The organism is Ferranicluibacter rubi (genome assembly GCF_011603255.1).
Classification (GTDB): Bacteria; Pseudomonadota; Alphaproteobacteria; order Rhizobiales; family Rhizobiaceae; genus Ferranicluibacter; species Ferranicluibacter rubi.
The window spans coordinates 441394-465788 of sequence record NZ_JAANCM010000004.1 but is presented as its reverse complement, the minus strand read 5'-3'; the positions used below and the strand labels follow the sequence as shown (position 1 = coordinate 465788).

Sequence of the window (24395 nt, the reverse complement as noted above, 5' to 3'; positions counted from 1 at the left end):
TTGTCAAAAAACAGACAAACCTTACCGGTCCGTCACATCGCTGAATGATCAAAGCTTAAAGCCTAAATCACCGCAAAATCTTCCCCACAAGGGCCTCAAGCTGTTCTGCCTAAGACCGCCAAGTCGCCACAAAGTCAAGAAACTTCAGAGCGAGTTCGTTGGTCGCCAGCAGCGCCGCCGCCCTCGTTGGTGTGCGGTTTATAGATCTCTGAACCGCAGTTCGTCAACAGCCATGTTTCAAAAAAATGACATTTCTTCTAAGTCATTGTGAAACATTGGTTTTCATGAGTGCATAACCTCTTGTCGATGATTTGGCGCGTAACTCGCAGCCCAGCGCCAGAGGAATCAACCTTTCTGGCATTCAAAGCCCTCCTCCAGATCGTATCGGCCGCGGGATCTTTTGATCGCTTCGTGGTGTCGTGCACTTTTCCTTGGCTCTCTGTATTATGGAGCCATGACATCCCCTGTTTTCGCCTCCCTTCCCGACCTTCCTGTCAAAGCCGTCCTGCATGAGATCGGCGCTGCTCTCTCTACCCAGGGCTTGGCCGTTCTCTCGGCACCGCCGGGTGCCGGAAAGACGACACTCGTGCCGCCGTTCCTGCTCGATGCTGCCTGGAGGGGAGACGGGCGGATTATTCTTCTTGAGCCGAGACGTCTTGCGGCAAGAGCCGCGGCCGGGCGGATCGCGTCTCTTCTTGGCGAGGCGATCGGCGAACGGGCCGGGTATCGCATGCGGCTCGACAGCCGGATCTCGGCGCGGACGCGGATCGAGGTGGTGACGGAAGGCGTGTTCGCTCGGATGGTGCTCGATGATCCCGAGCTGAAAGGTGTTGCGGCCGTTCTTTTCGATGAGTTCCATGAACGGTCGCTCGATGCGGATGTGGGGCTGGCGCTGGCGCTCGATGTGCGTGCCGCCTTGCGCGAGGATCTGCGCATTCTCGTGATGTCGGCAACGCTCGACGTGGAGCGAGTGGCGGCGCTGCTCGGCCATCCCCCCATCATCGAAAGCCACGGCCGGAGCTTTCCGATCGATATTCGCCACGGCGACCGGTCACCGAACGAGCGGATCGAGGATGCCATGGCGCGGGCGATCATCGAGGCGCATAGCAGCGAAGAGGGGTCGATTCTCGCCTTTCTCCCTGGGCAGGCGGAGATCAAGCGAACGATCGAGCGACTGGAAGGTCGCCTTCCCGCTGCGACCGATATCATCGGTCTCTATGGAACGCTGAGCCAGGCCGAGCAGGATCGGGCGATCCGGCCCGTCGCCGGCGGGCAGCGCAAGGTGGTGCTGGCAACGTCGATCGCGGAGACGTCGATCACCATCGATGGCGTGCGGATCGTTGTCGATAGCGGGCTGCAGCGCCTGCCGGCCTATGAGGCGGCGACCGGGATCACGCGGCTGGAAACGGTGCGTGTTTCCAAAGCCTCGGCCGATCAGCGGGCCGGCCGTGCCGGGCGAACCGAGCCGGGCATCGCCATAAGGCTGTGGCACCCGGGCCAGACGGCGGCACTGCCTGCCTTCACGCCGCCACAGATCCTGGCAAGCGATCTCTCCGGTCTCGTGCTCGATCTGGCGCATTGGGGGGTGACCGACCCTACCTCGATGGCGTTTCTCGATGCTCCGCCGGCACCGGCCTGGCGGGAGGCGCGGGCTTTGCTCTCCTCTCTCGGCGCCGTGGATGCCGAGGGGCGACTGACGGAGGCGGGCCGGCAGATACGCGAGCTTGCCTTGCCGCCGCGGCTAGCAGCCATGGCCGTGGGTGCGGCCGCCGAAGGCCAGGGCATGGCGGCCTGCGAGATCGCGGTGCTTTTGACGGAGCAGGGTCTTGGCGGCACGTCGGTCGATCTGGAAGATCGGCTGCGGCAGTTTCGCAGCGACCGAAGCCCGCGGGGCGAAGCGGCGCGCGGGCTTGCGCGGCGCATGGCATCGGGGCTCGGCGTCCGGCGCAATGCCTCGGCAGGGCCGGTGCTGGCCGGCGCCCTGCTGATCCGCGCCTTTCCCGACCGGATCGCCCTGCAGCGGGGCGGGCGCGGACGGTTCGTGATGGCGAACGGGCGCGGCGCGGAGCTTGCCGAGACGGAGCGCCTTTCCGGCGCCACCATGCTCGTCATCGCCGATGTGACAGGGTCCGCCGGACGGCACCGGATTCTTTCGGCTGCCGAGATCCGGCTTGAGGATGTCGAGGAGCATTTGCCGTCCGCCATCACGACCGGGACCGAGACCTTCTTCGACCGCCAGAGCCGGCAGGTTCGGGCGCGGCGCGTGACGCGGATCGGTGCGATCGTGCTGGAGGAAACGCCGATGGCGCGTCCGACCGGCGCGGATGCGGCGCGCGCGCTCGCGGAAGGGGTGCAGATGCTGGGGCTGGATGTGCTGCCGTTCTCCAAGGAGGGACGCCAGCTTCGCGACAGGATGGGCTTCCTGCACCGGACGCTCGGAGACCCCTGGCCTGATGTTTCCGATACGGCGCTTCTGGCCAACCTCGACGACTGGTTCGTGCCCTTTCAGACGGATGCGCGCGGATTGAGCGAGATCGAGCCGGGCAGCCTGACACAGGGGCTGATGTCGCTCGTTCCCGGCGCATCGCGGGATCTCGCTGCGCTCGTGCCGACGCATTTCCAAGCGCCGACCGGCAACCGTCATCCGATCCGCTATGATGGTGACGAGCCGGTGCTGTCGATCCGGGTGCAGGAGCTGTTCGGGCTGACCGTGCATCCGGCGATCGGCGGGGGGCGTATACCCCTGCTTCTGGAACTCGTATCACCGGGCCAGCGACCCATCCAGACGACGCGGGATCTACCGGGGTTCTGGGTAGGCTCATGGAAGGAGGTGCGGGCGGACATGCGCGGGCGCTATCCGAGGCACGCCTGGCCGGAAGACCCGGCGCAGGCCGCGCCGACGGCCCGCGCGAAACCAAGGGGAACGTGAATGGCACATCAGGATACGGCCCTGGAGACCGCGGCAACCGGATCGCGCGAGCCGGACGACCCGACCGCCAGCCGCTCGCTCCGGCTGCAGACGATCGTGCGGCTGCGCTGGCTGGCGGTGGCCGGTCAGTCGATCGCGATCATCATCGTAGCGCTGTGGCTGCGGTTCCCCATGCCGCTGATCGCCTGCTTTCTGCTGATCGCGCTTCTTGCCGTCGTCAACATTTACCTGACGCTGCGCTATCCCCCCGCCCACCGGCTGCATCCGGTCGCAGCCTTCACGCTTCTCGGCATCGATCTCGCGCAGCTGACGGCGCTTCTCTACATGACCGGGGGCATCGCCAACCCGTTTGCGCCACTGGTCTCGGTTCCCGTCATCATCTCCTCGGCGTCCCAGCCGAAATGGTACAGCGTTGCGCTCGCGCTTCTGGCCGTGGCCGGCGTCACGGCGCTCGCCTTTTCGCCCTACCCCCTGCCCTGGTACGATGGCGCGGTGCTCGTCGTGCCACCGGCGCTCATGGTCGGCTTCTGGTTTGCCATCGTTTCCACCACGGCCTTTGCCGCCTTCTATACCTATCGCGTTTCGCTGGAGGCGAGCGAGCTGGCCGAAGCGCTGGCCGCGACCGAGCTGGTGCTGCAGCGCGAGCAGCATCTGTCACAGCTGGACGGGCTGGCCGCCGCCGCCGCGCACGAGCTCGGCACGCCGCTTGCGACGATCAGCGTGGTGGCGAAGGAAATGGAGCGCGAGCTTGGCAACGATCCGAAATATGGCGAGGACGTCCAGCTTCTGCGCAGCCAGAGCGAACGTTGCCGCGACATTCTGCGGCGGTTGACGACGCTCTCTTCCAACGACGAAGCGCATATGCGCTATCTGCCGCTCTCCTCGATGATCGAGGAGGTGCTGGCGCCGCATCGGGAATTCGACATCGAGATCAAGCTGGTCGAGGCGTCCGGCCGCAAGGGCGAGCCGGTGGGCACGCGCAATGCCGGCATTCTCTACGGGCTCGGCAATCTGGTCGAAAACGCCGTCGATTATGCGAAGACCGAGGTCGTCGTGACGGTGAAGCATTCGGCCGGGCGCGTCTCGGTGACGATCGAGGACGATGGCGACGGTTACGCGCCCGATATTCTGAGCCGGATCGGCGAACCCTATGTGACGCGGCGGCAGCGCGACGATACAGCAGGCGGGCTCGGGCTCGGGCTGTTCATTGCCAAGACGCTGCTGGAGCGGTCCGGCGCGACGCTTGCCTTCGAGAATGGGGGTCCGGAGAAGCCCGGCGCGCGCGTCAGCGTCGAATGGCCGCGGCATCTGATGGACACCAAGCCGGCGAAATGAGCGGTTGCGCCTTTCCCCCGGGATGGCCGATCCTTATCTAACCCATAAGAGAGACAGGAAGGATCGCGCCATGAGCGAGAAAGCCGATGCCGGGGCGGCCGGCGAGACTGTTGCAACCCCATTGAACGATGCGATTGGGCTCGATCCGTCGCTGCTGATTGTCGATGATGACGGTCCGTTCGTGCGCCGGCTGGCGCGGGCGATGGAGCAGCGTGGCTTCACCGTCGAGATCGCCGAATCGGTTGCCGACGGCATCGCCCAGGCGAAACGGCATCCGCCGAAATATGCGGTGGTCGATCTCCGGCTGGGCGATGGCAGCGGACTCGACGTGATCGAGGCGATCCGCGGCTGCCGGGACGACACGCGCATCATCATGCTGACCGGATATGGCAATATCGCGACGGCGGTGAACGCGGTGAAGCTCGGTGCGGTGGACTATCTGTCGAAGCCCGCGGATGCCGACGAGGTCTACAACGCCCTCGTCCAGAGCGACGGCGACAAGGCGGAATTGCCGGAGAACCCGATGTCGGCCGACCGCGTGCGCTGGGAGCATATCCAGCGGGTGTTCGAGATCTGCGAGCGCAACGTGTCGGAGACGGCACGGCGGCTGAACATGCACCGGCGGACGCTGCAGCGGATCCTTGCCAAGCGCGCTCCGAAATAGCCTTTCAGAGATCGCTGTCCTGCGCACCGGACATGATGTCCTGCAGCGGCGAGGCATCACTGGTGCCGCCGACGCACCATTCCGCGAGCATGAGCCGCTGGGCCGCGGCCCGGGCGAAATTCAGCGTGACCGATTTGCGCTGCGGGGCCGAGAGACGATGCTCCGGCGCATCGCGGATCATGTCGGCGCCGTAGCCGTCGGAGAGAAACAGGCCGCAATCCTCCGGAAAGATGTCGAGCGGCACCTCCGCATGGGTGGCAAAGAACAGCCGGTCGCAATGCAGCCGGTAGTCCGGCCATTTCCGGTCCACCTTGAAATCCTCGATCGACGTCTTGATCTCGACGATCCAGATCTCGCCTTTCGGGGAAATCGAGGCGAGATCGGCCCTGCGGCCACTTGCCAGCGTCAGTTCCGGCATGACCGCATGGCGCAGATCGTAAAGGTAGCGTTGCAAGCCGCGGCGAACGAGCATCGCGCGGCGGGACTGACGTCCGTCGACGAGCGGGGTGGTGGCGTGGAGCGAGACGATCGGCATGGCATCTTCCTGTCTGGCATGCGCTTCAAATGCTTGGGATAGTGGTCTTTGTTGCAAAAAAACCATCCATGGCGAATTTGAATCCGCAGAACTTCATGCTGCAGCGCATTCCCTTGCAAGGACCCGGCGAATGGAAAATAAGCGTAGTGGCTGATGGTCGAACCACTCGAGCCGTCCTTCGCTTCCTTTTAAGAGATTCTCATGCGCACCCGCAACGCATTCTTCCTGTGCAGCCTTCTGGCAAGCGTCGCTCTGGCCGGTTGCTCCACGGCGCCCGTCACCGCGTCCAACACGCCGATCCAGCATGTCGCGACCAACCAGATCTTCTCCGACGGCTACGGCCCGGTCGAAGATCACGGCTACGCGCTTCCGGCGATCCCGATCAACCGCGTCGATCAGCGCTTCCATCGCCAGATCATCGATTACGCGACGAACGAACCGGTCGGCACGATCGTGGTCAACACGCCGAACCGCTTCCTCTATTACGTGCTGCCCGGCGGCAAGGCAGTTCGCTACGGGATCGGCGTCGGCAAGCAGGGCTTCGCCTGGCAGGGCCGAGCCTATGTCGCGTGGAAGCAGGAATGGCCGACATGGCATCCGCCGAAGGAAATGGCGCAGCGCCGTCCCGACGTCGCGCAATATGTCGAGGCCGGCATGGGCCCGGGCCTGCGCAACCCGCTCGGCGCGCGCGCACTCTATCTCTTCAACGATGAAGGCAAGGACACGCTGTTCCGCCTGCATGGAACGCCGGAGTGGAACTCGATCGGAACGGCCGCGTCTTCGGGCTGCATCCGTCTGATGAACCAGGACATCATCGATCTCTATTCCCGCGTTCGCCCGGGCAAGAGCACGCTGGTCGTCGTTCAGCAGTAATCGAACCGATCACGGCATCATCGCCTTTCACAGAAAAACCCGGATCGCTCCGGGTTTTTTTATGGGCATCTCACACCTGCGTTCCGGCTTGCCGGGCAGGCATCGCTATCGCGATGCCGCTTTCAGCTCGATGCGGCAGCGATGGAGGACCGGTTCGGTGTAACCATTCGGCTGCTCGCGGCCCTTGAAGACGAGGTCGAGGGCTGCCTGGAAGGCGACGGAACCGTCGAAATCCGTGGCCATCGGGCGGTAGGCCGCATCGTCCGCATTCTGCCGATCGACGATGCCGGCCATGCGCTTCAGGGTTTCGGTGACCTGATCGGCCGAGACGACGCCGTGATGCAGCCAATTCGCCATGTGCTGGGCGGAAATGCGCAGGGTGGCGCGGTCTTCCATCAGGCCGATATTATTGATGTCGGGCACTTTGGAGCAGCCGACGCCCTGGTCGATCCAGCGCACGACATAGCCCAGAATGCCCTGCGCATTGTTGTCGAGTTCGCGCTGGATTTCTTCCGGCGTCCAGTTCGGGCGGGTGGCCACGGGGATGGAGAGAATATCGTCGAGCTTGGCACGCGGGCGGGTTTTCAGGCCCTGCTGGACCTCGGCGACATCGACCGTGTGATAATGCGTCGCGTGGAGGGTCGCCGCCGTTGGCGAGGGAACCCAGGCGGTGTTGGCGCCGGCCTTGGGATGCGCGATCTTCTGCTCCAGCATGGCCGCCATCAGGTCCGGCATGGCCCACATGCCCTTGCCGATCTGGGCATGGCCGGCCAGACCGCAGGCGAGGCCGATATCCACGTTCCAGTTTTCATAGGCCGCGATCCAGGCCGCCTGCTTCATATCGCCCTTGCGGATCATCGGGCCGGCTTCCATGGACGTATGGATCTCATCGCCGGTGCGATCGAGGAAGCCGGTGTTGATGAACACGACGCGCTCGCGCGCGGCGCCGATGCAGGCCTTGAGGTTGACCGTCGTGCGGCGCTCCTCGTCCATGATGCCCATCTTGATCGTGTTCGGCGCCATGCCCAGCGCCTGCTCGACGCGGGTAAAGATCTCGCAGGCGAAGGCGACTTCGTCGGGACCGTGCATCTTCGGCTTGACGACATACATCGAGCCTTCGCGCGAGTTCATACGCCGGCCGGACGGGCCGATGTCCAGCAGCGCGATCAGGGCCGTGATCACGGCATCCATGATGCCCTCGGGAACCTCGTTACCGTCCCGGTCGAGGATCGCCGGATTGGTCATGAGGTGGCCGACATTGCGCACGAGCATCAGCGCCCGGCCCTTCAGCGTGATTTCGCTGCCATCCGGCGCGGTCAAGGCGACATCCGGATTGAGGCGGCGGGTAAAGCTGCGGCCGCCCTTGGCGACCTCTTCGGCAAGCGTGCCGTCCATCAGGCCGAGCCAGTTGCGGTAGATCAGCGTCTTGTCGTCGGCATCGACGGCGGCCACCGAATCCTCGCAGTCCATGATCGCGGTGATGGCGGATTCGAGCACAACGTCGGAAATATGCGCCGGATCATCGGCACCGATCGCGGTCGTGGCATCGATGACGATCTCGACATGCAGCGCGTTGCGCTTGAGGAAGATCGAGGCGGGCGCTGCGGCGTCGCCCTTGAAGCCTGCGAACTGGGCCGGGTCCTTCAGCGACAGCGCTCCGTCGTTGAGGACCAGCCGGCCGTCGGCGACCGAGATCGATCGCAGGTCGGTCCAGCTGGCACCGTCCAGCGGGGCGCTCGAATCGAGGAAGTTGCGCGCCCAGGCGATGACCTTGCTGCCGCGGGCGGGGTTGTAGCCCTTGCCCTTCTCCGCACCGCCCTCATCGGAAATCGCGTCCGTGCCGTAGAGCGCATCGTAGAGCGAACCCCAGCGCGCATTGGCGGCGTTCAGCGCATAGCGCGCATTCATTACGGGAACGACGAGCTGCGGCCCGGCGATCGCGGCGATCTCGGGATCGACGTTTGAGGTGGAAACGGTGAAATCAGGCCCTTCCGGCAGAAGGTAGCCGATCTCGGTCAGGAAGTCGGTATAGGCCTTGAGATCGACCGGAACGCCGTTTTCGCGGTACCAGGCATCGATTCTCTCCTGCAACGCATCGCGAACCTGCAGCAGTGTCCGGTTCTTCGGGGCGAGATCATGGACGATCGCGGAGAAGCTTTCGAAGAAGCGGTCGGCCTCGATCCCCGTTCCCGGCAGCGCCTCGTTGACGATGAAGGCGTGGAGGCCCTGTTCGATCTGCAAACCCTGTGTGTCGATGCGGCTCATGACGTCTCCTCACTCTTTCCCCGTTTCGTGCATTGCAATGTCCTCACGAACGCCGTGAAGTCAACGTTTTCTCATATCGAAGGAAACCCTGCGGGTACTTTACCGCCGCGTGACCCGCATGGGGATACCGCCCTGAGGCTGCGTCGTCAGCCTTTGCACGGGCCAGGGGCGTGTTTGCGGCGTCACGTCGAAGCGATAGGTTTTCATCAGCACGCCGAGCGCGATCACCGCTTCCTGCAGCGCAAACGTCGCGCCGATGCAGACGCGCGGGCCGGCGCCGAAGGGCAGATACTGGAAGCGGTGCAGGCTCTCGCGATTGCCGGGCATGAAGCGCTGCGGCATGAAGGCGCGCGGCCTCTCCCAGTAGAGCGTATGGCGATGCAGGGTCCAGGGCATGACGAGGACCGAGACGCCCTTGGCGATATCGATGCGCTCGCCGGTCGGCGACGTCCAGCTGTCCGCCTCGATGGCTGCCCGGTTGATCGACGGTGCCGGCGGATAGAGCCGCATGGATTCCTCGAACGCGGCGCGGACATGCGGCATGTTCTCCAGCCAGTCGACCGGGTCCGTCCCGTTTCCGATGACGCGGTCGATCTCCGTCTCCATCAACGCGCGGAATTCCGGCGCGTGGGCGATGCAGTAGAACGTCCAGCCAAGCGCGCGGGCCGTGGTCTCGTGGCCGGCGCCGATGAAGGTCAGGATATTGTCGGCGATCTCGTCGGCATGCAGACCGTCCGGGCCTTCCCGCTCCAGAAGCAGCGTCAGGAAATCCTGCGGCACCGTGTCGGGATGAGCGCGCATCTGCCGCCGGCGCTCCTCCATCGTGGCAGCCACCACGGTGCCGAAGCGGCGCATCAGCTTGCCGCTGCCCCAGCGCGTGACGCGCGGAACCCAAGAGGGGGCGAGCAGCATATCCATGGGATCGACACGCCCCATACTGCCGAGCAGCGTCTCGACATCCCTGGTGAAACTCTCGGTTTCCGCGGCGATCTGCCCGGAAAACAAGGTCTCCGCCAGGATATCGTAGGTCAGTTCCGTCATGTCGGTGGCGATATCGACCACACCATGCGTATCGACGGCACGATCGTAGCGGCCGGCATAATGCTCGCAGGTCGAGAGCATCTTGTCGGCGAAGCCCTTGGCGTGGCGTGGCGTGAACACCGGCGCCACCGCCTTGCGGGTCCGCTTCCACGTGGCACCTTCGGCCGTCAGCAGGCCATCGCGCAAGATCGGCCGCAAGACGAGCCGGCGAACCTCCGACATTTCGTAGTTCGCGACGTTTTCGACGAGGATATAGCGGATCAGGCCGGGATCGTTGACGATCAGGGTCTGCTGGTTGACGAACCGCGTCTCGATCCAGGGCAGCGTGTAGGACTGCTCGCTCCAAAGCTCGAGCGGATTGCGCAGGACCGTCCGGAGGACCTCGAACTTGGAAAGGTCCTGCGCGCGCGGAACAGGGGCCGGCGGCTCGAAGGGTCGTGAGATCATATCCATGGGCAGTTCTGGCCTTTGATTGCGGGGGCCGGTCTTATGGGTTTCAGAGAAGCGCCTTCAATTCCGTCAGCTTCTCGTTCACCAGCCAGCCATAGTAGTTTTCCTCGGGCCACTGTGCGGCGCCCGATCGGTTTTTCGCTGCGAGCTCTGCTGCGCGCTGGTCGGGATTGCCGATGTTGTAGAGCGTCGCCGTGATGCCGGGATTGTCGGAAATATCGACGTCGGCCACCGAACGGTAGACGTCGATGGAATGGCGGATGACGGCGGCCATGTAGGCAAGCGACTGGTCGGGGTCCATGATCGCCTTGTAGACGTCGGCCGCGCTGTTCTCGTCCAACCGCTCATAGCCGGACACCCGCGCAACGGTGTCGGTCATCATCAGCGCCGTCAGCGGATTGATCTGGCCGAGGCCGAAGGTCTGGCCGGCATAGAAGGGCTGGAAGAAGACGGCGGAGAAGCGGTTGTTCGGGAACGACGTGCCCCCGACCGTTTCGCCGCGGAAGTCCTTGTCCCAGACACCCTCGCGGCAGCTCCACAGGGCGTAGGAGCCCTTTTTGCCAGCGCAGACGGAAAATTGCGGGCGATCGACGAAGTCGGCGATCGATTCGCCATCATAGGCGAAGCGGAAACTGTTGCCGGCATAGGCCGCTGCCTTGACGTAGTAGGACTGCAGCCGGTCATAGGCGTCGACATTATAGGTGTGCTCGCCGACGATGGCGCCGACCATGTGGATCGGGTCGATGCCGTAGGCGCGGGCGGTGGACTTGATCTTGCCCATCAGCTTGCTGTCGGTCGCGAGCAACTGCCGCACCTTCTCGTATTTGGCGTCGAAGCTCGATTTGCCCGCCTTCGTGCGGCGAACCGATGCGCCGGGCACCGACGGCTGCTCGGCATTGCGGTTGCCCTCCGGCATCACGCGTATCTCCGCTCTGGCCGGTGCGCCCGAAGCAAGCAGGGCGGTGATAAGGGCGAGAGCGGGAACGAGTTTGCGCAAGGCTTCAGTCTCCAGAGGGTGCGGCGGTTCGCTTAGGTGATGCGGCGTAAAGGTGTCGGAATCATGCCATCCGTCATTCCTCTGCCATTCCGTCTATCCCCGCAACCGCTTCCTCCACGCCTTTGAAGCGGCGCGGAGAAAGCTGCGATGCGGTTCATCAGAGGATGTAACGCGACAGATCGGTGTTGGCCGCGAGGTCGCCGACATGCTTGCGCACATATTCGGCATCGATGTTGAGTTCCTCCCCCGACTTGTCGGGAGCCGCAAACGAGATCTCGTCGAGCACGCGTTCCATGACCGTCTGCAGGCGGCGCGCGCCGATGTTCTCGACGCTGGAATTCAGCATGACGGCGACATCTGCCAGCGCGTCGAGCGCATCGTCGGAGAAGTCGAGCGTCACGCCTTCCGTCTCCAGCAGCGCCTTGTACTGGCGGATCAGGCTCGCCTCGGTTTCCGTCAGAATGCGGCGGAAGTCTTCCTTGGTCAGCGCCTTCAGCTCCACCCGGATGGGCAGACGACCCTGAAGTTCGGGCAGGAGATCCGACGGCTTCGACACATGAAAGGCGCCGGACGCGATGAAGAGGATATGGTCGGTCTTCACCGGCCCATACTTCGTCGCGACCGTCGTTCCCTCAACCAGCGGCAGCAGGTCGCGCTGCACGCCTTCGCGCGAGACGCCTGCACCCATGCCACCGTCGCGGGCGGCGATCTTGTCGATCTCGTCGAGGAAGACGATGCCATCGTTCTCGGCCGAGCGCACGGCCTCCCGCTGGATCTGTTCATTGTCGAGCAGCTTGTCGGATTCGTCGTCGATCAAAAGCGCGTAGGACTTCTTGACCGTCGTGCGCACCTTCTTCGTGCGGGCGCCCATGGCCTTGCCGAACATGTCCGAGAGGTTGAGCACGCCGATATTGGCGCCCGGCATGCCGGGAATCTCGAAGCCGCCGCCGGGGCTTGCGGTATCCGCGACCTCGATGTCGATTTCCTTGTCGTCCAGCTCGTTGTCGCGCAGCTTGCGGCGGAAGCTGTCGCGGGTCGCGGGCGACGCGGTGCTGCCGACCAAGGCGTCGAGCACGCGTTCCTCGGCATTCTGGTGCGCCTTCGCCTTGACCTCGCCGCGCTTCTTCTCGCGCACGAGGCCGATGCCGACCTCGACCAGATCGCGGATGATCTGTTCGACATCGCGGCCGACATAGCCGACTTCTGTGAACTTGGTGGCCTCGACCTTGATGAAGGGCGCGCCGGCAAGCTTGGCGAGGCGGCGCGAGATTTCGGTCTTGCCGACACCGGTCGGCCCGATCATCAGGATGTTCTTCGGCATCACCTCATCGCGCAACTCGTCGGGAAGCTGCTGGCGGCGCCAGCGGTTGCGCAGCGCAATGGCGACGGCGCGTTTCGCATCGTGCTGGCCGATGATGTAGCGGTCGAGTTCGGAAACGATCTCTCTTGGGGAAAAGGTGGTCATGGTGTGTCCGTTTCTTCAATCTGGGCATCCAGCGCCATGAGATGGGCCGGACCGTAAAGGCTGTGACGCTGGTCGATGAAGCGGAATCCGGCTTTCTCATAGGCCCGGATCGCGCGGGAATTCTCGGGGTGCGGATCGATGACGATACGCCTTGTGCCTGCCTCGAAAAGCCGGGCCGCAAGGCTTGCGGCAATCCGTCCGCCATGGCCCTTGCCGGTTTCCTCGGCTAAGCCGATGACCATGTCGAGGCCGAGCGTTCCCACCGGCTGATCGTGATAGGGATGGTCCGCCTCGCGGTGCGGATCATAGGTCTGGAGGTAGGCGAGCGGCCGGCCCTCCCATTCGACGATCATCGGCTGCGTTTCCCGCGTCTTCATCGCTTGCGCGATGGCCTCGAGCTCGACCTTCGCCGCATCCCACCATCTCGTGACATGCGGCTCGGCGAGCCACTGAGCCAGGCGCGGAAAATCCTCGTGGCGCAGGGCGCGAAAGACGTAAGGGTCGCCCGGTTCAGGCGACATCCAGCGTCTCGACGACGATGTTACCGTTGGTATAGACGCAGATATCGCCAGCGATCTCCATGGCGCGGCGGGCGATCTCCTCCGCCGTGCGGTCCGAATCCATCAGCGCCCGGGCCGCGGCATAGGCGTAGTTGCCGCCCGAGCCGATGGCGATGGTGCCGTGTTCCGGCTCTAGCACGTCGCCATTGCCGGTGATCGCCAGCGTGATCGTCTTGTCGGCGACCAGCATCATCGCCTCGAGATTGCGCAGGTACTTGTTGGTCCGCCAGTCCTTGGCAAGCTCGACGGCCGCGCGCATCAGCTGGTCGGGATATTGCTCCAGCTTGGCCTCCAGCCGCTCGAGAAGGGTGAAGGCGTCCGCCGTGGCGCCGGCAAAGCCTGCGATGACCTGGCCCTTGCCGAGCCGGCGCACCTTGCGGGCATTGCCCTTCATCACCGTCTGGCCGAGGCTGACCTGACCGTCGCCGGCCATGACCACCTGGCCGCCCTTGCGCACGGTGATGATCGTGGTCGCATGCATGGTTCCGTAAGGGTTATGTTCGCTCATAAACGTCCTGTCACTTTCCGCTCCCGGCTCTGTTCCCGGGGCGTTCGAATGCTTGATGTCGCGATCTATGTAAGAATGACCGCAGCGATTGCAAAGGGTGCTGCAGAGGGTGGACGCGCGCCTTATGGGGAGCGATCGCGCCTGGATAATCGAAGCTGGATATTTTCCGGCCGGCCTGATATCAGGCGACTTTCACAGACCGGAGTTCCCGATGGCAGAGGCAGAAGGCCGCAGCGGCAGCATATCCCGCAAGACCAACGAGACGTCCGTCTCCGTGTCCGTCGCGATCGACGGCACCGGGGCCTCGACCATCTCGACGGGCGTCGGCTTCTTCGACCATATGCTCGATCAGCTATCGCGCCATTCCCTGATCGACATGACGATCGAGGCAAAGGGCGACTTGCATGTGGATGATCACCACACCGTCGAGGACACGGGCATCGCCATCGGCCAGGCCATTGCGAAAGCGCTCGGCGACCGGCGCGGCATCACGCGCTATGCCTCGATCGACCTTGCCATGGACGAAACGATGACGCGGGCGGCGGTGGACGTTTCCGGGCGTCCGTTCCTCGTCTGGAACGTCACGTTCTCCTCGCCGAAGATCGGCACGTTCGACACGGAGCTGGTGCGGGAGTTCTTCCACGCTCTGGCGCAAAATGCCGGCATCACGCTGCACATCCAGAACATCTACGGCGCGAACAACCATCATATCGCCGAGACATGCTTCAAGGCCGTTGCCCGCGTGCTGCGCACGGCAACCGAGATCGACCCCCGCCAGGCCGGCCGCATTCCGTCCACCAAGGGAACGCTGGCTTAAGCCGGAGCCTTCCGCAGCGAACGCCGAGCAGGCGTGGTATCGGCCACGTCAAGACACGTCTTCCTGAGAGAGAAGACCTTATCTGTTGAGAGCAGGCTGCTTATGACACCGTTTCTCGTCTATCTCCCGCCCGGCGCGCGGCCCGACAGTGCGGATGCGGTCTTCGTTGCCGATCGCTTCGCCTGGCCTGCCTTCGTCTTTCCCGCCTTCTGGCTCCTCTTCAAGCGCCAATGGGCCGCCGGCATCGCCGTCTTCATTCTCCAAAGCGCGATGACGGCAGCCGGCGGACTTGCCGGTGCCGCGCTGGCCGCCATCCTGATTGAACTGGCGCTCCGGCTTCTCGTGGCGTTGGAAGGGCCGACCTATCTCGCGCATCGGCTGGAAAATCGTGGGTTTACGCTCGCCGTCGTCCTGCCTGCGCCGGATCTGAAGACGGCCGAGGCCATGTATGGCGCGACGCTCGACGATCTCGCCAGCGATCCCGCCCCGCCTCTGCCGCGCCTTGGGCCCGGCCGTGACGGCGTGAAGACCATCGACCCTACCAATCCGGGCTTCGGCCTGTTCGACACCTACGGGAGCCGCTGATGCGCGTTGCGATCATCGATTACGGATCCGGAAACCTTCGTTCCGCCACCAAGGCCTTCGAGCGCGCCGCCCGCGAGGCCGGCATCGATGCCGAGATCGATCTGACCGACAAGGCGGACCGGGTGGCAAGTGCCGACCGGATCGTGCTGCCCGGTGTCGGCGCCTATGCCGATTGCCGGGCCGGCCTCTCCGCTGTTGATGGCATGAGCCAAGCCATCATCGAAAGTGTCGAGAAGGCCGGCAAGCCGTTCCTCGGCATCTGCGTCGGCATGCAGCTGATGGCCTCGCGCGGGCTGGAGAAGGCAACGACGCAGGGTTTTGGCTGGATCAAAGGTGACGTCATCGAGATGAAGCCTGCGGATACCACGCTGAAAATCCCGCAGATCGGCTGGAACACGCTGACGCTCAACCGACCGCACGCGCTGTTTGACGGCATTCCGACCGGGGCGGATGGATTGCATGCTTATTTCGTGCATTCCTACCATCTTGCGGCTGAAAACCCGGATGATCTCGTTGCGACCACGAGCTATGGCGAAGCGGTGACCGCCTTCGTCGCCCACGAGAACAAAGCGGGCGCCCAGTTCCATCCGGAAAAGAGCCAGACGCTCGGCCTCGCCCTTTTGACCAATTTCCTGCGCTGGAAGCCCTGACATGATCCTTTTTCCCGCGATCGACCTTAAAGACGGTGCCTGCGTGCGCCTGAAGCTTGGCGATATGGCAGAGGCCACCGTCTACAATCCGGATCCCGGCGCCCAGGCGAAAGCCTTCGAGGATCAAGGCTTCGAATGGCTGCACGTGGTCGATCTCAACGGCGCCTTTGCCGGCGAGACGGTGAACGGTGCGGCCGTCGAGGCGATCCTCCAAGCGACCACCAATCCGGTCCAGCTTGGCGGTGGCATCCGCACGCTCGCACACATCGAGGCGTGGCTCGCCAAGGGTCTCGCCCGCGTCATCCTCGGCACCGTCGCGGTGCGTAATCCAGCATTGGTCAAGGAAGCCTGCCGGCTGTTTCCGGGCAAAGTCGCCGTCGGGATCGATGCGAAGGGTGGCAAGGTTGCCGTCGAGGGTTGGGCAGAGGCGTCCGAACTCGGCGTGATCGAGCTTGCCCAGCGCTTCGAAGGCGCCGGTGTCGCGGCCATCATCTATACCGACATCGATCGTGACGGCATTCTCGCCGGGATCAACTGGGCGGGCACTCTGGCGCTTGCCGATGCGATCGCCATTCCCGTCATCGCCTCGGGGGGGCTTGCCTCCATGGAAGACATTCATCGCCTCGCCGCACCCGAGATGGCCAAGCTGGAAGGTGCGATTTCCGGACGGGCGCTTTATGACGGTCGGATCGATCCGGCCGAGGCGCTTGCCGTTCTCAACCGTGGAAGGGGACGTGCAGCATGACCCTCAAGGCCCGCGTGATCCCCTGCCTCGACGTCAAGGACGGCCGTGTCGTCAAGGGCGTCAGCTTCGTCGACCTGATCGACGCCGGCGACCCTGTCGAATCGGCCAAGGCCTATGATGCGGCCGGTGCCGACGAGCTCTGCTTCCTCGACATTACCGCCTCGTCCGATGGCCGCGACACGATCTTCGACGTGGTCGAGCGAACCGCCGAGCATTGCTTCATGCCGCTCACCGTCGGCGGTGGCGTGCGCAGCGTCGGCGATATCCGCCGGCTGCTGCTCGCGGGCGCCGACAAGGTCTCGATCAATTCCGCCGCCGTGCGCGATCCCGATTTCGTGGCGCAGGCGGCCGACAAGTTCGGCAACCAGTGCATCGTCGTCTCGATCGACGCCAAGCGGCGGGTGACGCCGGGGGCGGAAGGCACCAGCGCCTGGGAAATCTTCACCCATGGCGGCCGCACGGCAACCGGCATCGACGCGGTCGATTTCGCAGCCCGCATGGTCGAGCGGGGCGCCGGCGAACTGCTCGTGACCTCGATGGATCGCGACGGCAGCAAGATCGGCTACGACCTCGAGCTGACCCGTGCCATCGCCGACCGCGTGTCCGTCCCCGTCATCGCCTCGGGCGGCGTCGGCACGCTCGATCACATGGTGGAAGGCATTCGCGATGGCCATGCGACGGCCGTTCTCGCAGCCTCGATCTTTCATTTCGGCACCTACAGCATCGGCGAGGCGAAGCGCTACATGGCCGAACGGGGGATTCCCATGCGGCTCGACGGCTCGGCGCAGGAGGAGAGCAACCTGTGACCGGATTTTCCCTTTCCGATCTCGAAGCCATCGTCGCGGAGCGGGCAAAGGCCTCGCCCGAGACGTCGTGGACCGCCAAACTTGTTGAAAAGGGGCAGGCACACGCTGCCAAGAAGCTTGGCGAAGAGGCCGTGGAAGCGGTTATCGCCGCCGTCTCCGGCGACCGTCAGGAGCTTGTTTCCGAGAGTGCCGACCTGCTTTATCACCTGCTGGTGGTATTGAAAATTGCCGACGTTCCGTTACAGGAGGTCCTGGAGGAGCTTGAGGGACGCACTGTCCGGTCAGGCCTTGAGGAGAAGGCGAGCCGAAAGACGTGACCATCGCGGCGCAGAACAGGGGGGAAGCGGATATGCCGGACGATCTCGGCAGGCGAGACTATTCCCCGTACCACTTCTTCTCGGCCGAGGCGTGGTCGCAGTTTCGCGCGGACACGCCCCTGACACTGACCGGCGACGAGGTTCGCCGGCTGCGCTCGCTGAACGATCCGATCGATCTCGACGAAGTGCGGCGGATCTACCTGTCGCTGTCGCGCCTGCTTTCCACCCATGTCGAGGCGTCGCAGATCCTTTACGAGCAGCGCAAGCGCTTCCTGACGATCTCGGATGAGACCAAGACGCCGTTCGTGATCGGCATCGCGGGATCGGTGGCAGTTGGCAAATCGACCACCGCCCGTATTCTCGCCGAACTCCTGTCGCGCTGGCCGTCCAGCCCCAAGGTCGATCTCGTGACGACCGACGGATTTCTCTATCCGAACGCCGTGCTGATGCGCGAGAACATTATGAACCGGAAGGGTTTTCCGGAAAGCTACGATATCGGCGCGCTCCTGCGCTTTCTCTCGGCCATCAAGGCCGGCCAGCCGAACGTGCAGGCGCCGAGCTATTCCCACCTCGTCTATGACGTGCTGCCCGACCAGTTTCAGGTGGTGGACCGGCCGGATATCCTGATCTTCGAGGGTATCAACGTGTTGCAATCGCGCGACCTGCCCGAGGATGGCAAGATCGTGCCGATGGTGTCGGATTTCTTCGACTTCTCGATCTATATCGATGCCGACGAAAACCTGATCCACTCCTGGTATGTCGACCGCTTCATGCGGTTGCGCCAGACCGCGTTCAAGGACCCTGAATCCTTCTTCAAGCGCTATGCGCAGGTGAGTGAAGAGGAGGCGCTGGGGATCGCCGAGGGGCTCTGGCAGAACACCAACTTGAAGAACCTGCGCCGCAATATCCTGCCGACCCGGCCGCGCGCGGACCTCATCCTGCAAAAGGGTACCGATCACCTCGTCCAGACGGTCGCGCTTCGCAAGCTGTAAAGCTACAAGAGGCCGGCTTCCCGAAGCCATGTCTCCAGTGGCGCCAGCGAGGGATGGTTGAGCGCTTCGCGGAGATAGGCGAAGGTGCGCGGCATGTGCTTCATATAGCCCGGCTTGCCATCCCGCTGCATCAGCCGAACCCAGATCCCGACCAGCTTGCAGTTTCGCTGCGCGGCCATCAGATGGAAATGCTCGAGGAAGGATGCCTCATCGAACGGACCGAGACGGTGCCGCTCGGCGATATAGGCCTCGAGAATGGCCCGTCCGAGATCCGGCGCGATGGTGACGCGCGCATCCTGAACCAGCGAAGCCACGTCATAGGCCGTGGGGCCGATCATCGCATCCTGAAAATCGATGAGGGCGACACGGTCGATGCCCGTCCTGTCCTTGCGCCAGAGGATGTTGGGCGAATGAACGTCACGCAGGAGAAGGTGCTTTTCGCCGCGGTCCGACAGGTCGATCAGCCGGTCCCAGACGGCAGAATAGCTTTCGCGCTCTTCAAGCGTTGCCGGCGTGCCGCGATGATGCGGCAGGAACCAGTCGAGGAGCAGCCGCGTCTCGATTTTGATCGCTGCGCGGTCGAAGGGCGGCACGACATGGACCTGCCCTTCGGGGAGCGGCAACCGGTCGCCCAGAGCTTGCGCGTGCAGACGGGCGAGCAGACGCGCCGTTTCGATGTAGCGTTCTGCAATAGGCGCGCCTTCCGTATCGAGCACGCCTTCGGCCCCGAGATCTTCAAGTAGGAGAATGCCGGCGTCGATATCCTGCGCAAGGATGTCCGGCGCACCGATGCCGCACTTGCGCAGATAGAGATCGATCGCGACGAAGGCACCGACATCCTCGGCGATATGGGCGATCTGCTGGTAGTATTTGCCGTCTTCGAGGATCGGTCCCGGAACGGTGCGGGGCGCATCCATCAGGATCATGTCCGGCTTTGCAGGCTCGCGGATACGCTCATAGCCGCGTACCGAGGCATCGCCGTTGAGATGGCGGCGCGCCGCGCCCTGATAGCCTTGATCATTGAGAAACTGGCGAATCGCGAGACTGCGCCGGATGCGCGACAGGATCGGATCGGCACCGGAAAAGATGGCCATGCGACCATCGCCATCCTGTTCGAGCGTCAGGACGATGCTCTGTCGCGGCAGGTAGCCTTCCGCCCGCTCCGGCCACTCGATCAGGCAGATGCCGTTTGCCGAGAGTTCGTCGAGGCCGAGTTCCAGCACCTCGCTCGCATCGCCCAGCCGGTAGAGATCGAAATGGGAGACGGGAATACGCAGGTCGTAAGACTGGACGAGCGTGAAGGTCGGGCTCGGCACCTCCAGAAAGGGATCGTCGGCGACAGCCCGGATGAGCGCCCGGGCGAGGGTGGATTTTCCGGCACCCAGATCGCCGGAGAGCGCGACGGTGTCGCCGGCCTTGAGCGCGAGCGCCAGATCTTCGCCGAGCGTCATTGTGGACGCTTCGTCCGGCAGCGGCAGGCGCAGCATGTCGCTCATTCCGCCGCTTCGGCTTTCGGCAGCGCGCCCGAGGGAATGCGGCAGACGACCTCCGTCCCCTCGCCTTCGCGCGTGACGATGCGGACCTTGCCATGGTGCAGCGTGATGAAGCTATCGACGATGGAGAGGCCGAGGCCGGCGCCCCCGCGTTGACCATGGCTTTCGAAGCGGTGGAAGACGCTTTCCAGCACATCCTTCGGAATGCCGGGACCCTGATCGCTGACGGTGAAGACGAAATCGCTGCCTTCGCGGGCGCAGGAGAGACCTATCAGGCTGCCTTCCGGCGCGAAATTGGCAGCATTGGTCAGGAGCTTGATGAAGATCTGCTTCAGGCGCTGATGATCGGCGACGAAGGTGCCAAGCATATCCGGCGTATCGATGCGCAGGGTCACCGCGCTTTCCTGCAGGCGGTCGGCCATCTGGTGAGAGACTTCATCGAGGAAATCGGTGAGGTTGATTTCGCTGAGGTCGAGTTCGACGATACCGGCATCGACGGTAGCGAGATCAAGAATGTCGTTGACGATGGTCAGCAGCAGCGACGAGGAGGTGGAGATATGATCGACATATTCCGCCTGACGCGTCGAAAGCTCGCCGAAGGCAGGTGTCTTCAGGAGGTCGGCAAAGCCGATGATGTTGGTGAGCGGCGAGCGCAGCTCGTAGGAGACGTGCTGGACGAAATCGTTCTTCAGCGAGTCCGCCATGCGCAGCGCTTCGTTCTTTTCCGTCAGGGCCCGCTCGACACGGACGCTGTCGGTCATATCGACGAAGGTCAGCATGGTCTGCGCATTGGGCAGCGGAATGATGGCGAAGTCGAGGATGAGGCCCGTGCGCAGTTCCAGCATGCCGCGGCTCGATGGCCGCTCATCCTCGAAACTGGTGATGGCATGGGCGAACTGCTTCCAGCCATCCGGCTGATCGTAGGAGACGGCGCAGGCCTGCTCGATGGCGCGGATATGTGTTCCCGGTGCGACTTCCGTCTCGGTCACGCCCCAGAGCGCCCGGAAGGCGGGGTTCGACAGCTTGATTCGCCCGTCCGGGCCGAAGACGGCGACGCCTTCGGAGAGATGGTCGATGGTTTCGCCCTGGACCTGAACCAGCGTGTTGTAGCGGGTTTCCAGATCGACACGTTCGGTCAGGTTCTCGAACACCCAGGTGGCGCCGCCTTGCGGACGGGCCGTGGCGAAGACGCGCAAGGTCTGGCCATTCGGCAGGTGCCACATGTCGGTCTGGGTTTCGATGGCCTGATAGACCGAGAGAGCCTGTTCCTTCCACTGCTTCCAGCTGAGCTGCTCGGGAAGACGGCCGCTCTCGCGCAGCTGGTCGAAGATCTCGCCGTTGCCGGGACGGCGGGCGAGGAAGGCAGTGTCAAGATTCCACAGGGTCTGGAAGGCCTGATTGTAGAATTGCAGACGCTGCGAGCCATCGAAAGTGGCAACGGCCGTCGCCAGATGATCGAGCGTTTCGGCATGGCTTTTCAGCGTGCGCGAAAGCTCCTCGCGCACCGCCTCGATGGCGCTCACATCAAGCGCGATGCCGGCCGTGCCGTAGGTGGTCTTCGCATCGACGACATCGAAGAAGGTGCGCTGGCCGCGCACGACCGTTGAGATCTTGTCGCGGAAAGGGGAATCGTAGGTCGAGAGCGCCTTGGCTTTTTCACGTGAAACGGTCGCGAGCAGCTCGCGGCCTTCCTGAACCACCACATCGGCGCTCGGCGCCTCCACAGCGTCGCAATAGGCTTCGTTGACCCAGCTGATCTGGCCATCCCGGCCACGCTGCCAAACCGGCATGTCAACGGCGTTCAGCAGCGTCTGCAAACTGGCGAGATCGCCGCGCAGGCGGTCGCGTTCCAGCGTCAGTTCGGCCAGTTCTTCCCGAAGATTGTTGAGCGCCACGAAGCGCACGAAGGCACGGCCACCGGATACGCGCCCCTGTGCTTCCAGAATTTCGTTGCGATTCGTCTGGACGATGAGGTCGAAGCTTTCGGCATAGGTGCGCAGCCGGTCGATGGCGCGCTCGAGTTCGCTGGCGGATGTCGCCTTGATCCAGCGGCCGAAGGCGAGAAAATCCCGGTCGTCCTGCGGCGCGCCGGTCTCGGGCGGCAGCTGGCCGAGAAACTCCGGCTTTTCGGCCGGTCCGTCCCAGACGACGATGCTGCGGTTCTTGTCGGAGATCAGCGCCTGAAAGCGCGAAATGCTCTGGCGGGCGTCCGCAAGCGCGGTCTTCAGGTCGCGATTGTCGATCTCGACCGTGCTGCGCTGGCGAATGACCCAGACAGCGGAGATCATGGCCGCGGCGATGGCACCGGTCAGGAGCGAGAAGGTGATGATTTCGGAGGAATGGAAGACGCTCGCGACGCCCTCGGCCGCCATGGCCTCGCCGGAGAGAAGCCCGAGCGCGGAGCCTGCGGCCAACCGACGGACAAGAAGGGACAAACGCCTGTGGCGCTGAAGGGTGAAAGGTTCAGGCGAAGAGGATGGGGACGTCTGGTGTTCTGGCGCCTGGGCGGACACCATACAGGGCTTCACCGGCTCGGCGCCCGTCCGTCCCGCGTTCCAAGAAGCTTTCGTCATCGCGTGCCTGTCCCCGTTGCACGGCGTCCCGACCGGCGTTGCGCCAAAAAGGCATCAACCGACAGGGCGCACGTCCGCCGTCCCACGCGGTCTCTAGGTAAGGCCGCCTGAACGAATATCGTCTTCCTCCGGATCGTTACGCGCTTATGCTTGCCCGCCGCTTGCGACGCGCTGCGTTCCGTCCTGAAAACCAACGCTTTTTTCCGATTCGGTCCGCGTCAGTGCCGCATCTTCGTCCCGAATCGATACAGGCAGCATACCCACTCCCCCGGCGAGCGGGAAGCGCCAACACAAAAAAGAGGCCGCACGCTGTCAAGCGCACGGCCTCCTCTCACCTGTGGATGAGCGTATTATCTGTTTAGTAGCGGTAATGATCCGCCTTGAACGGGCCCTGCGGCGTCACGCCGATATAGGCGGCCTGTTCGTCGGAGAGCGTCGTCAGCTTCACGCCGAGCTTGGCAAGGTGCAGGCGCGCGACCTTTTCATCGAGGTGCTTCGGCAGGATATGGACGCCGGCTTCGTACTGCTCGCCCTTGGTGAAGAGCTCGATCTGGGCCAGAACCTGGTTGGTGAACGAGGCCGACATGACGAAGGACGGGTGGCCGGTGGCGTTGCCGAGGTTCAACAAACGGCCTTCCGACAGAAGGATCATGCGGTTGCCCTTGGGAAACTCGATGAGATCGACCTGCGGCTTGACGTTGTTCCACTTCAGGTTCCGAAGCGCGGAAACCTGAATCTCGTTATCGAAGTGGCCGATATTGCCGACGATCGCCATGTCCTTCATCTCGCGCATATGCTCGATGCGGATGACGTCCTTGTTGCCGGTCGTGGTGATGAAGATGTCGGCGCTGGCGACGACGTCTTCGAGCTGTACAACTTCGAAACCGTCCATGGCGGCCTGAAGGGCGCAGATCGGATCGACTTCGGTCACCTTGACGCGTGCGCCGGCACCCGACAGCGAGGCTGCCGAACCCTTGCCCACATCGCCGTAACCGCAGACGACGGCGACCTTGCCGGCCATCATCACGTCGGTGCCGCGGCGGATGCCGTCGACCAGCGATTCCTTGCAGCCGTACTTGTTGTCGAACTTCGACTTGGTGACGCTGTCGTTGACGTTGATCGCCGGGAAGGGCAGCAGGCCCTTGGCATGCAGCTGGTACAGGCGGTTGACGCCGGTGGTGGTTTCCTCGGTGACGCCCTGGATCGCGTCGCGCTGCTTGGTGAAGAAGCCGGGCGTTTCAGCCAGACGCTTCTTGATCTGCGCGAACAGGATCTCTTCTTCTTCCGAGCCTGGGTTCGACAGCACGTCTTCACCGGCTTCGGCACGCGCGCCGAGCAGGATGTACATGGTGGCATCGCCGCCATCGTCGAGGATCATGTTGGAGACGCCGCCGTCGGTCCACTGGAAGATCTTGTCGGTGTAGGTCCAGTATTCCGTCAGCGTCTCGCCCTTGACGGCGTAGACCGGAATGCCGGCAGCAGCGATGGCCGCAGCTGCATGGTCCTGCGTCGAGAAGATGTTGCACGAAGCCCAGCGAACCTCGGCACCGAGCGCGACCAGCGTCTCGATAAGAACAGCGGTCTGGATCGTCATGTGCAGCGAGCCGGTGATGCGCGCGCCCTTCAGGGGCTTCGACGTGCCGAATTCCTCACGCGAGGCCATCAGACCCGGCATTTCGGTTTCGGCGATGGTGATTTCCTTGCGGCCGAAGTCGGCCAGGCCGATATCGGCTACCAGATAGTCGTTGGTCGTGCTCATGAAGCTCTCCGCTGATGGCGCGCCGGGTCGAAAGCT

The 24395-nt window shown here is 63.7% G+C and carries 22 protein-coding genes; 12 read left to right on the top strand and 10 right to left on the bottom strand.

The features are described from left to right. The 4 genes from G8E10_RS25920 to G8E10_RS11220 form a co-directional block, all read left to right on the top strand. Nucleotides 1-271: hypothetical protein (locus G8E10_RS25920; protein WP_281517512.1), on the top strand; the 271-nt coding region annotated here is incomplete at its 5' end. 183 nt (nucleotides 272-454) lie between these two features. Beyond that, nucleotides 455-2929, top strand: a complete 2475-nt coding sequence (gene hrpB, locus G8E10_RS11230) for an ATP-dependent helicase HrpB (RefSeq protein ID WP_167128800.1) — start codon at nucleotides 455-457, stop codon at nucleotides 2927-2929. Continuing rightward, nucleotides 2930-4264: an ActS/PrrB/RegB family redox-sensitive histidine kinase gene (locus G8E10_RS11225; protein WP_110801182.1), complete on the top strand. Its 1335-nt coding sequence runs from the start codon at nucleotides 2930-2932 to the stop codon at nucleotides 4262-4264. 70 nt (nucleotides 4265-4334) lie between these two features. Further along, a complete protein-coding gene (locus tag G8E10_RS11220; RefSeq protein ID WP_132448846.1) occupies nucleotides 4335-4928 on the top strand; it encodes an ActR/PrrA/RegA family redox response regulator transcription factor in 594 nt (197 codons plus the stop codon). Between the two features lie 4 nt (nucleotides 4929-4932). Here G8E10_RS11220 and G8E10_RS11215 read toward each other — a convergent pair whose 3' ends face one another. Beyond that, nucleotides 4933-5463, bottom strand: a complete 531-nt coding sequence (locus G8E10_RS11215; RefSeq protein ID WP_110801181.1) for an MmcB family DNA repair protein — start codon at nucleotides 5461-5463, stop codon at nucleotides 4933-4935. Between the two features lie 201 nt (nucleotides 5464-5664). Between G8E10_RS11215 and G8E10_RS11210 the strand changes: the two genes are divergently transcribed. Further along, on the top strand, nucleotides 5665-6336 hold the full coding sequence (locus G8E10_RS11210; RefSeq protein ID WP_110801180.1) for a L,D-transpeptidase: 672 nt from the start codon (nucleotides 5665-5667) through the stop codon (nucleotides 6334-6336). A 105-nt stretch (nucleotides 6337-6441) separates the two neighbouring features. Here G8E10_RS11210 and G8E10_RS11205 read toward each other — a convergent pair whose 3' ends face one another. From G8E10_RS11205 to hslV, 6 genes are all read right to left on the bottom strand, one after another. Beyond that, nucleotides 6442-8601 (bottom strand): malate synthase G, encoded by a 2160-nt coding sequence (locus G8E10_RS11205; protein WP_167128797.1) that lies wholly within the window; start codon nucleotides 8599-8601, stop codon nucleotides 6442-6444. A gap of 99 nt (nucleotides 8602-8700) precedes the next feature. Beyond that, entirely contained in the window at nucleotides 8701-10095 is a 1395-nt protein-coding gene (locus G8E10_RS11200; RefSeq protein WP_167128795.1) for a cytochrome P450, read from the bottom strand. 43 nt (nucleotides 10096-10138) lie between these two features. Beyond that, the gene (locus G8E10_RS11195; protein ID WP_165910643.1) at nucleotides 10139-11089 is read right to left on the bottom strand and encodes a DUF1402 family protein; all 951 of its coding nucleotides are present in this window, start codon (nucleotides 11087-11089) and stop codon (nucleotides 10139-10141) included. 157 nt (nucleotides 11090-11246) lie between these two features. Next, entirely contained in the window at nucleotides 11247-12554 is a 1308-nt protein-coding gene (hslU, locus tag G8E10_RS11190) for an ATP-dependent protease ATPase subunit HslU (RefSeq protein WP_110801176.1), read from the bottom strand. Continuing rightward, a complete protein-coding gene (locus tag G8E10_RS11185) occupies nucleotides 12551-13075 on the bottom strand; it encodes a GNAT family N-acetyltransferase (protein WP_167128792.1) in 525 nt (174 codons plus the stop codon). Before G8E10_RS11185 ends, hslU begins: the two co-directional genes overlap by 4 nt. Beyond that, nucleotides 13065-13622, bottom strand: a complete 558-nt coding sequence (gene hslV, locus G8E10_RS11180; protein WP_110801174.1) for an ATP-dependent protease subunit HslV — start codon at nucleotides 13620-13622, stop codon at nucleotides 13065-13067. Before hslV ends, G8E10_RS11185 begins: the two co-directional genes overlap by 11 nt. 211 nt (nucleotides 13623-13833) lie before the next feature. Between hslV and hisB the strand changes: the two genes are divergently transcribed. The 7 genes from hisB to coaA all read left to right on the top strand — a co-directional run bounded on the left by hisB (nucleotide 13834) and on the right by coaA (nucleotide 18534). Next, nucleotides 13834-14439 (top strand): imidazoleglycerol-phosphate dehydratase HisB, encoded by a 606-nt coding sequence (hisB, locus tag G8E10_RS11175; protein ID WP_132448841.1) that lies wholly within the window; start codon nucleotides 13834-13836, stop codon nucleotides 14437-14439. Nucleotides 14440-14541: 102 nt separating this feature from the next. Beyond that, nucleotides 14542-15024 (top strand): DUF2628 domain-containing protein, encoded by a 483-nt coding sequence (locus G8E10_RS11170; protein ID WP_167128789.1) that lies wholly within the window; start codon nucleotides 14542-14544, stop codon nucleotides 15022-15024. Further along, a complete protein-coding gene (hisH, locus tag G8E10_RS11165; protein ID WP_167128786.1) occupies nucleotides 15024-15674 on the top strand; it encodes an imidazole glycerol phosphate synthase subunit HisH in 651 nt (216 codons plus the stop codon). Before G8E10_RS11170 ends, hisH begins: the two co-directional genes overlap by 1 nt. Nucleotide 15675: 1 nt before the next feature. Next, on the top strand, nucleotides 15676-16419 hold the full coding sequence (gene hisA, locus G8E10_RS11160; RefSeq protein ID WP_167128783.1) for a 1-(5-phosphoribosyl)-5-[(5-phosphoribosylamino)methylideneamino]imidazole-4-carboxamide isomerase: 744 nt from the start codon (nucleotides 15676-15678) through the stop codon (nucleotides 16417-16419). Further along, nucleotides 16416-17225, top strand: a complete 810-nt coding sequence (gene hisF, locus G8E10_RS11155) for an imidazole glycerol phosphate synthase subunit HisF (protein ID WP_110801169.1) — start codon at nucleotides 16416-16418, stop codon at nucleotides 17223-17225. The genes hisA and hisF overlap by 4 nt, the downstream gene beginning before the upstream one ends. Then, nucleotides 17222-17542, top strand: coding sequence for a phosphoribosyl-ATP diphosphatase (locus tag G8E10_RS11150; RefSeq protein WP_167128780.1), 321 nt, complete (start codon nucleotides 17222-17224; stop codon nucleotides 17540-17542). The genes hisF and G8E10_RS11150 overlap by 4 nt, the downstream gene beginning before the upstream one ends. 32 nt (nucleotides 17543-17574) lie before the next feature. Beyond that, nucleotides 17575-18534, top strand: coding sequence for a type I pantothenate kinase (gene coaA / locus G8E10_RS11145; RefSeq protein WP_165910644.1), 960 nt, complete (start codon nucleotides 17575-17577; stop codon nucleotides 18532-18534). Nucleotides 18535-18536: 2 nt separating this feature from the next. Here the strand turns inward: coaA and tsaE are convergent, their stop codons facing one another. The 3 genes from tsaE to ahcY all read right to left on the bottom strand — a co-directional run bounded on the left by tsaE (nucleotide 18537) and on the right by ahcY (nucleotide 24359). Next, a complete protein-coding gene (gene tsaE / locus G8E10_RS11140) occupies nucleotides 18537-20030 on the bottom strand; it encodes a tRNA (adenosine(37)-N6)-threonylcarbamoyltransferase complex ATPase subunit type 1 TsaE (protein ID WP_167128777.1) in 1494 nt (497 codons plus the stop codon). Further along, the gene (locus G8E10_RS11135) at nucleotides 20027-22543 is read right to left on the bottom strand and encodes a PAS domain-containing sensor histidine kinase (RefSeq protein ID WP_167128886.1); all 2517 of its coding nucleotides are present in this window, start codon (nucleotides 22541-22543) and stop codon (nucleotides 20027-20029) included. The genes tsaE and G8E10_RS11135 overlap by 4 nt, the downstream gene beginning before the upstream one ends. Nucleotides 22544-22958: 415 nt before the next feature. After that, complete coding sequence (gene ahcY / locus G8E10_RS11130) at nucleotides 22959-24359, bottom strand: adenosylhomocysteinase (RefSeq protein WP_110730324.1); 1401 nt, start codon at nucleotides 24357-24359, stop codon at nucleotides 22959-22961. Nucleotides 24360-24395: the final 36 nt, after the last annotated feature.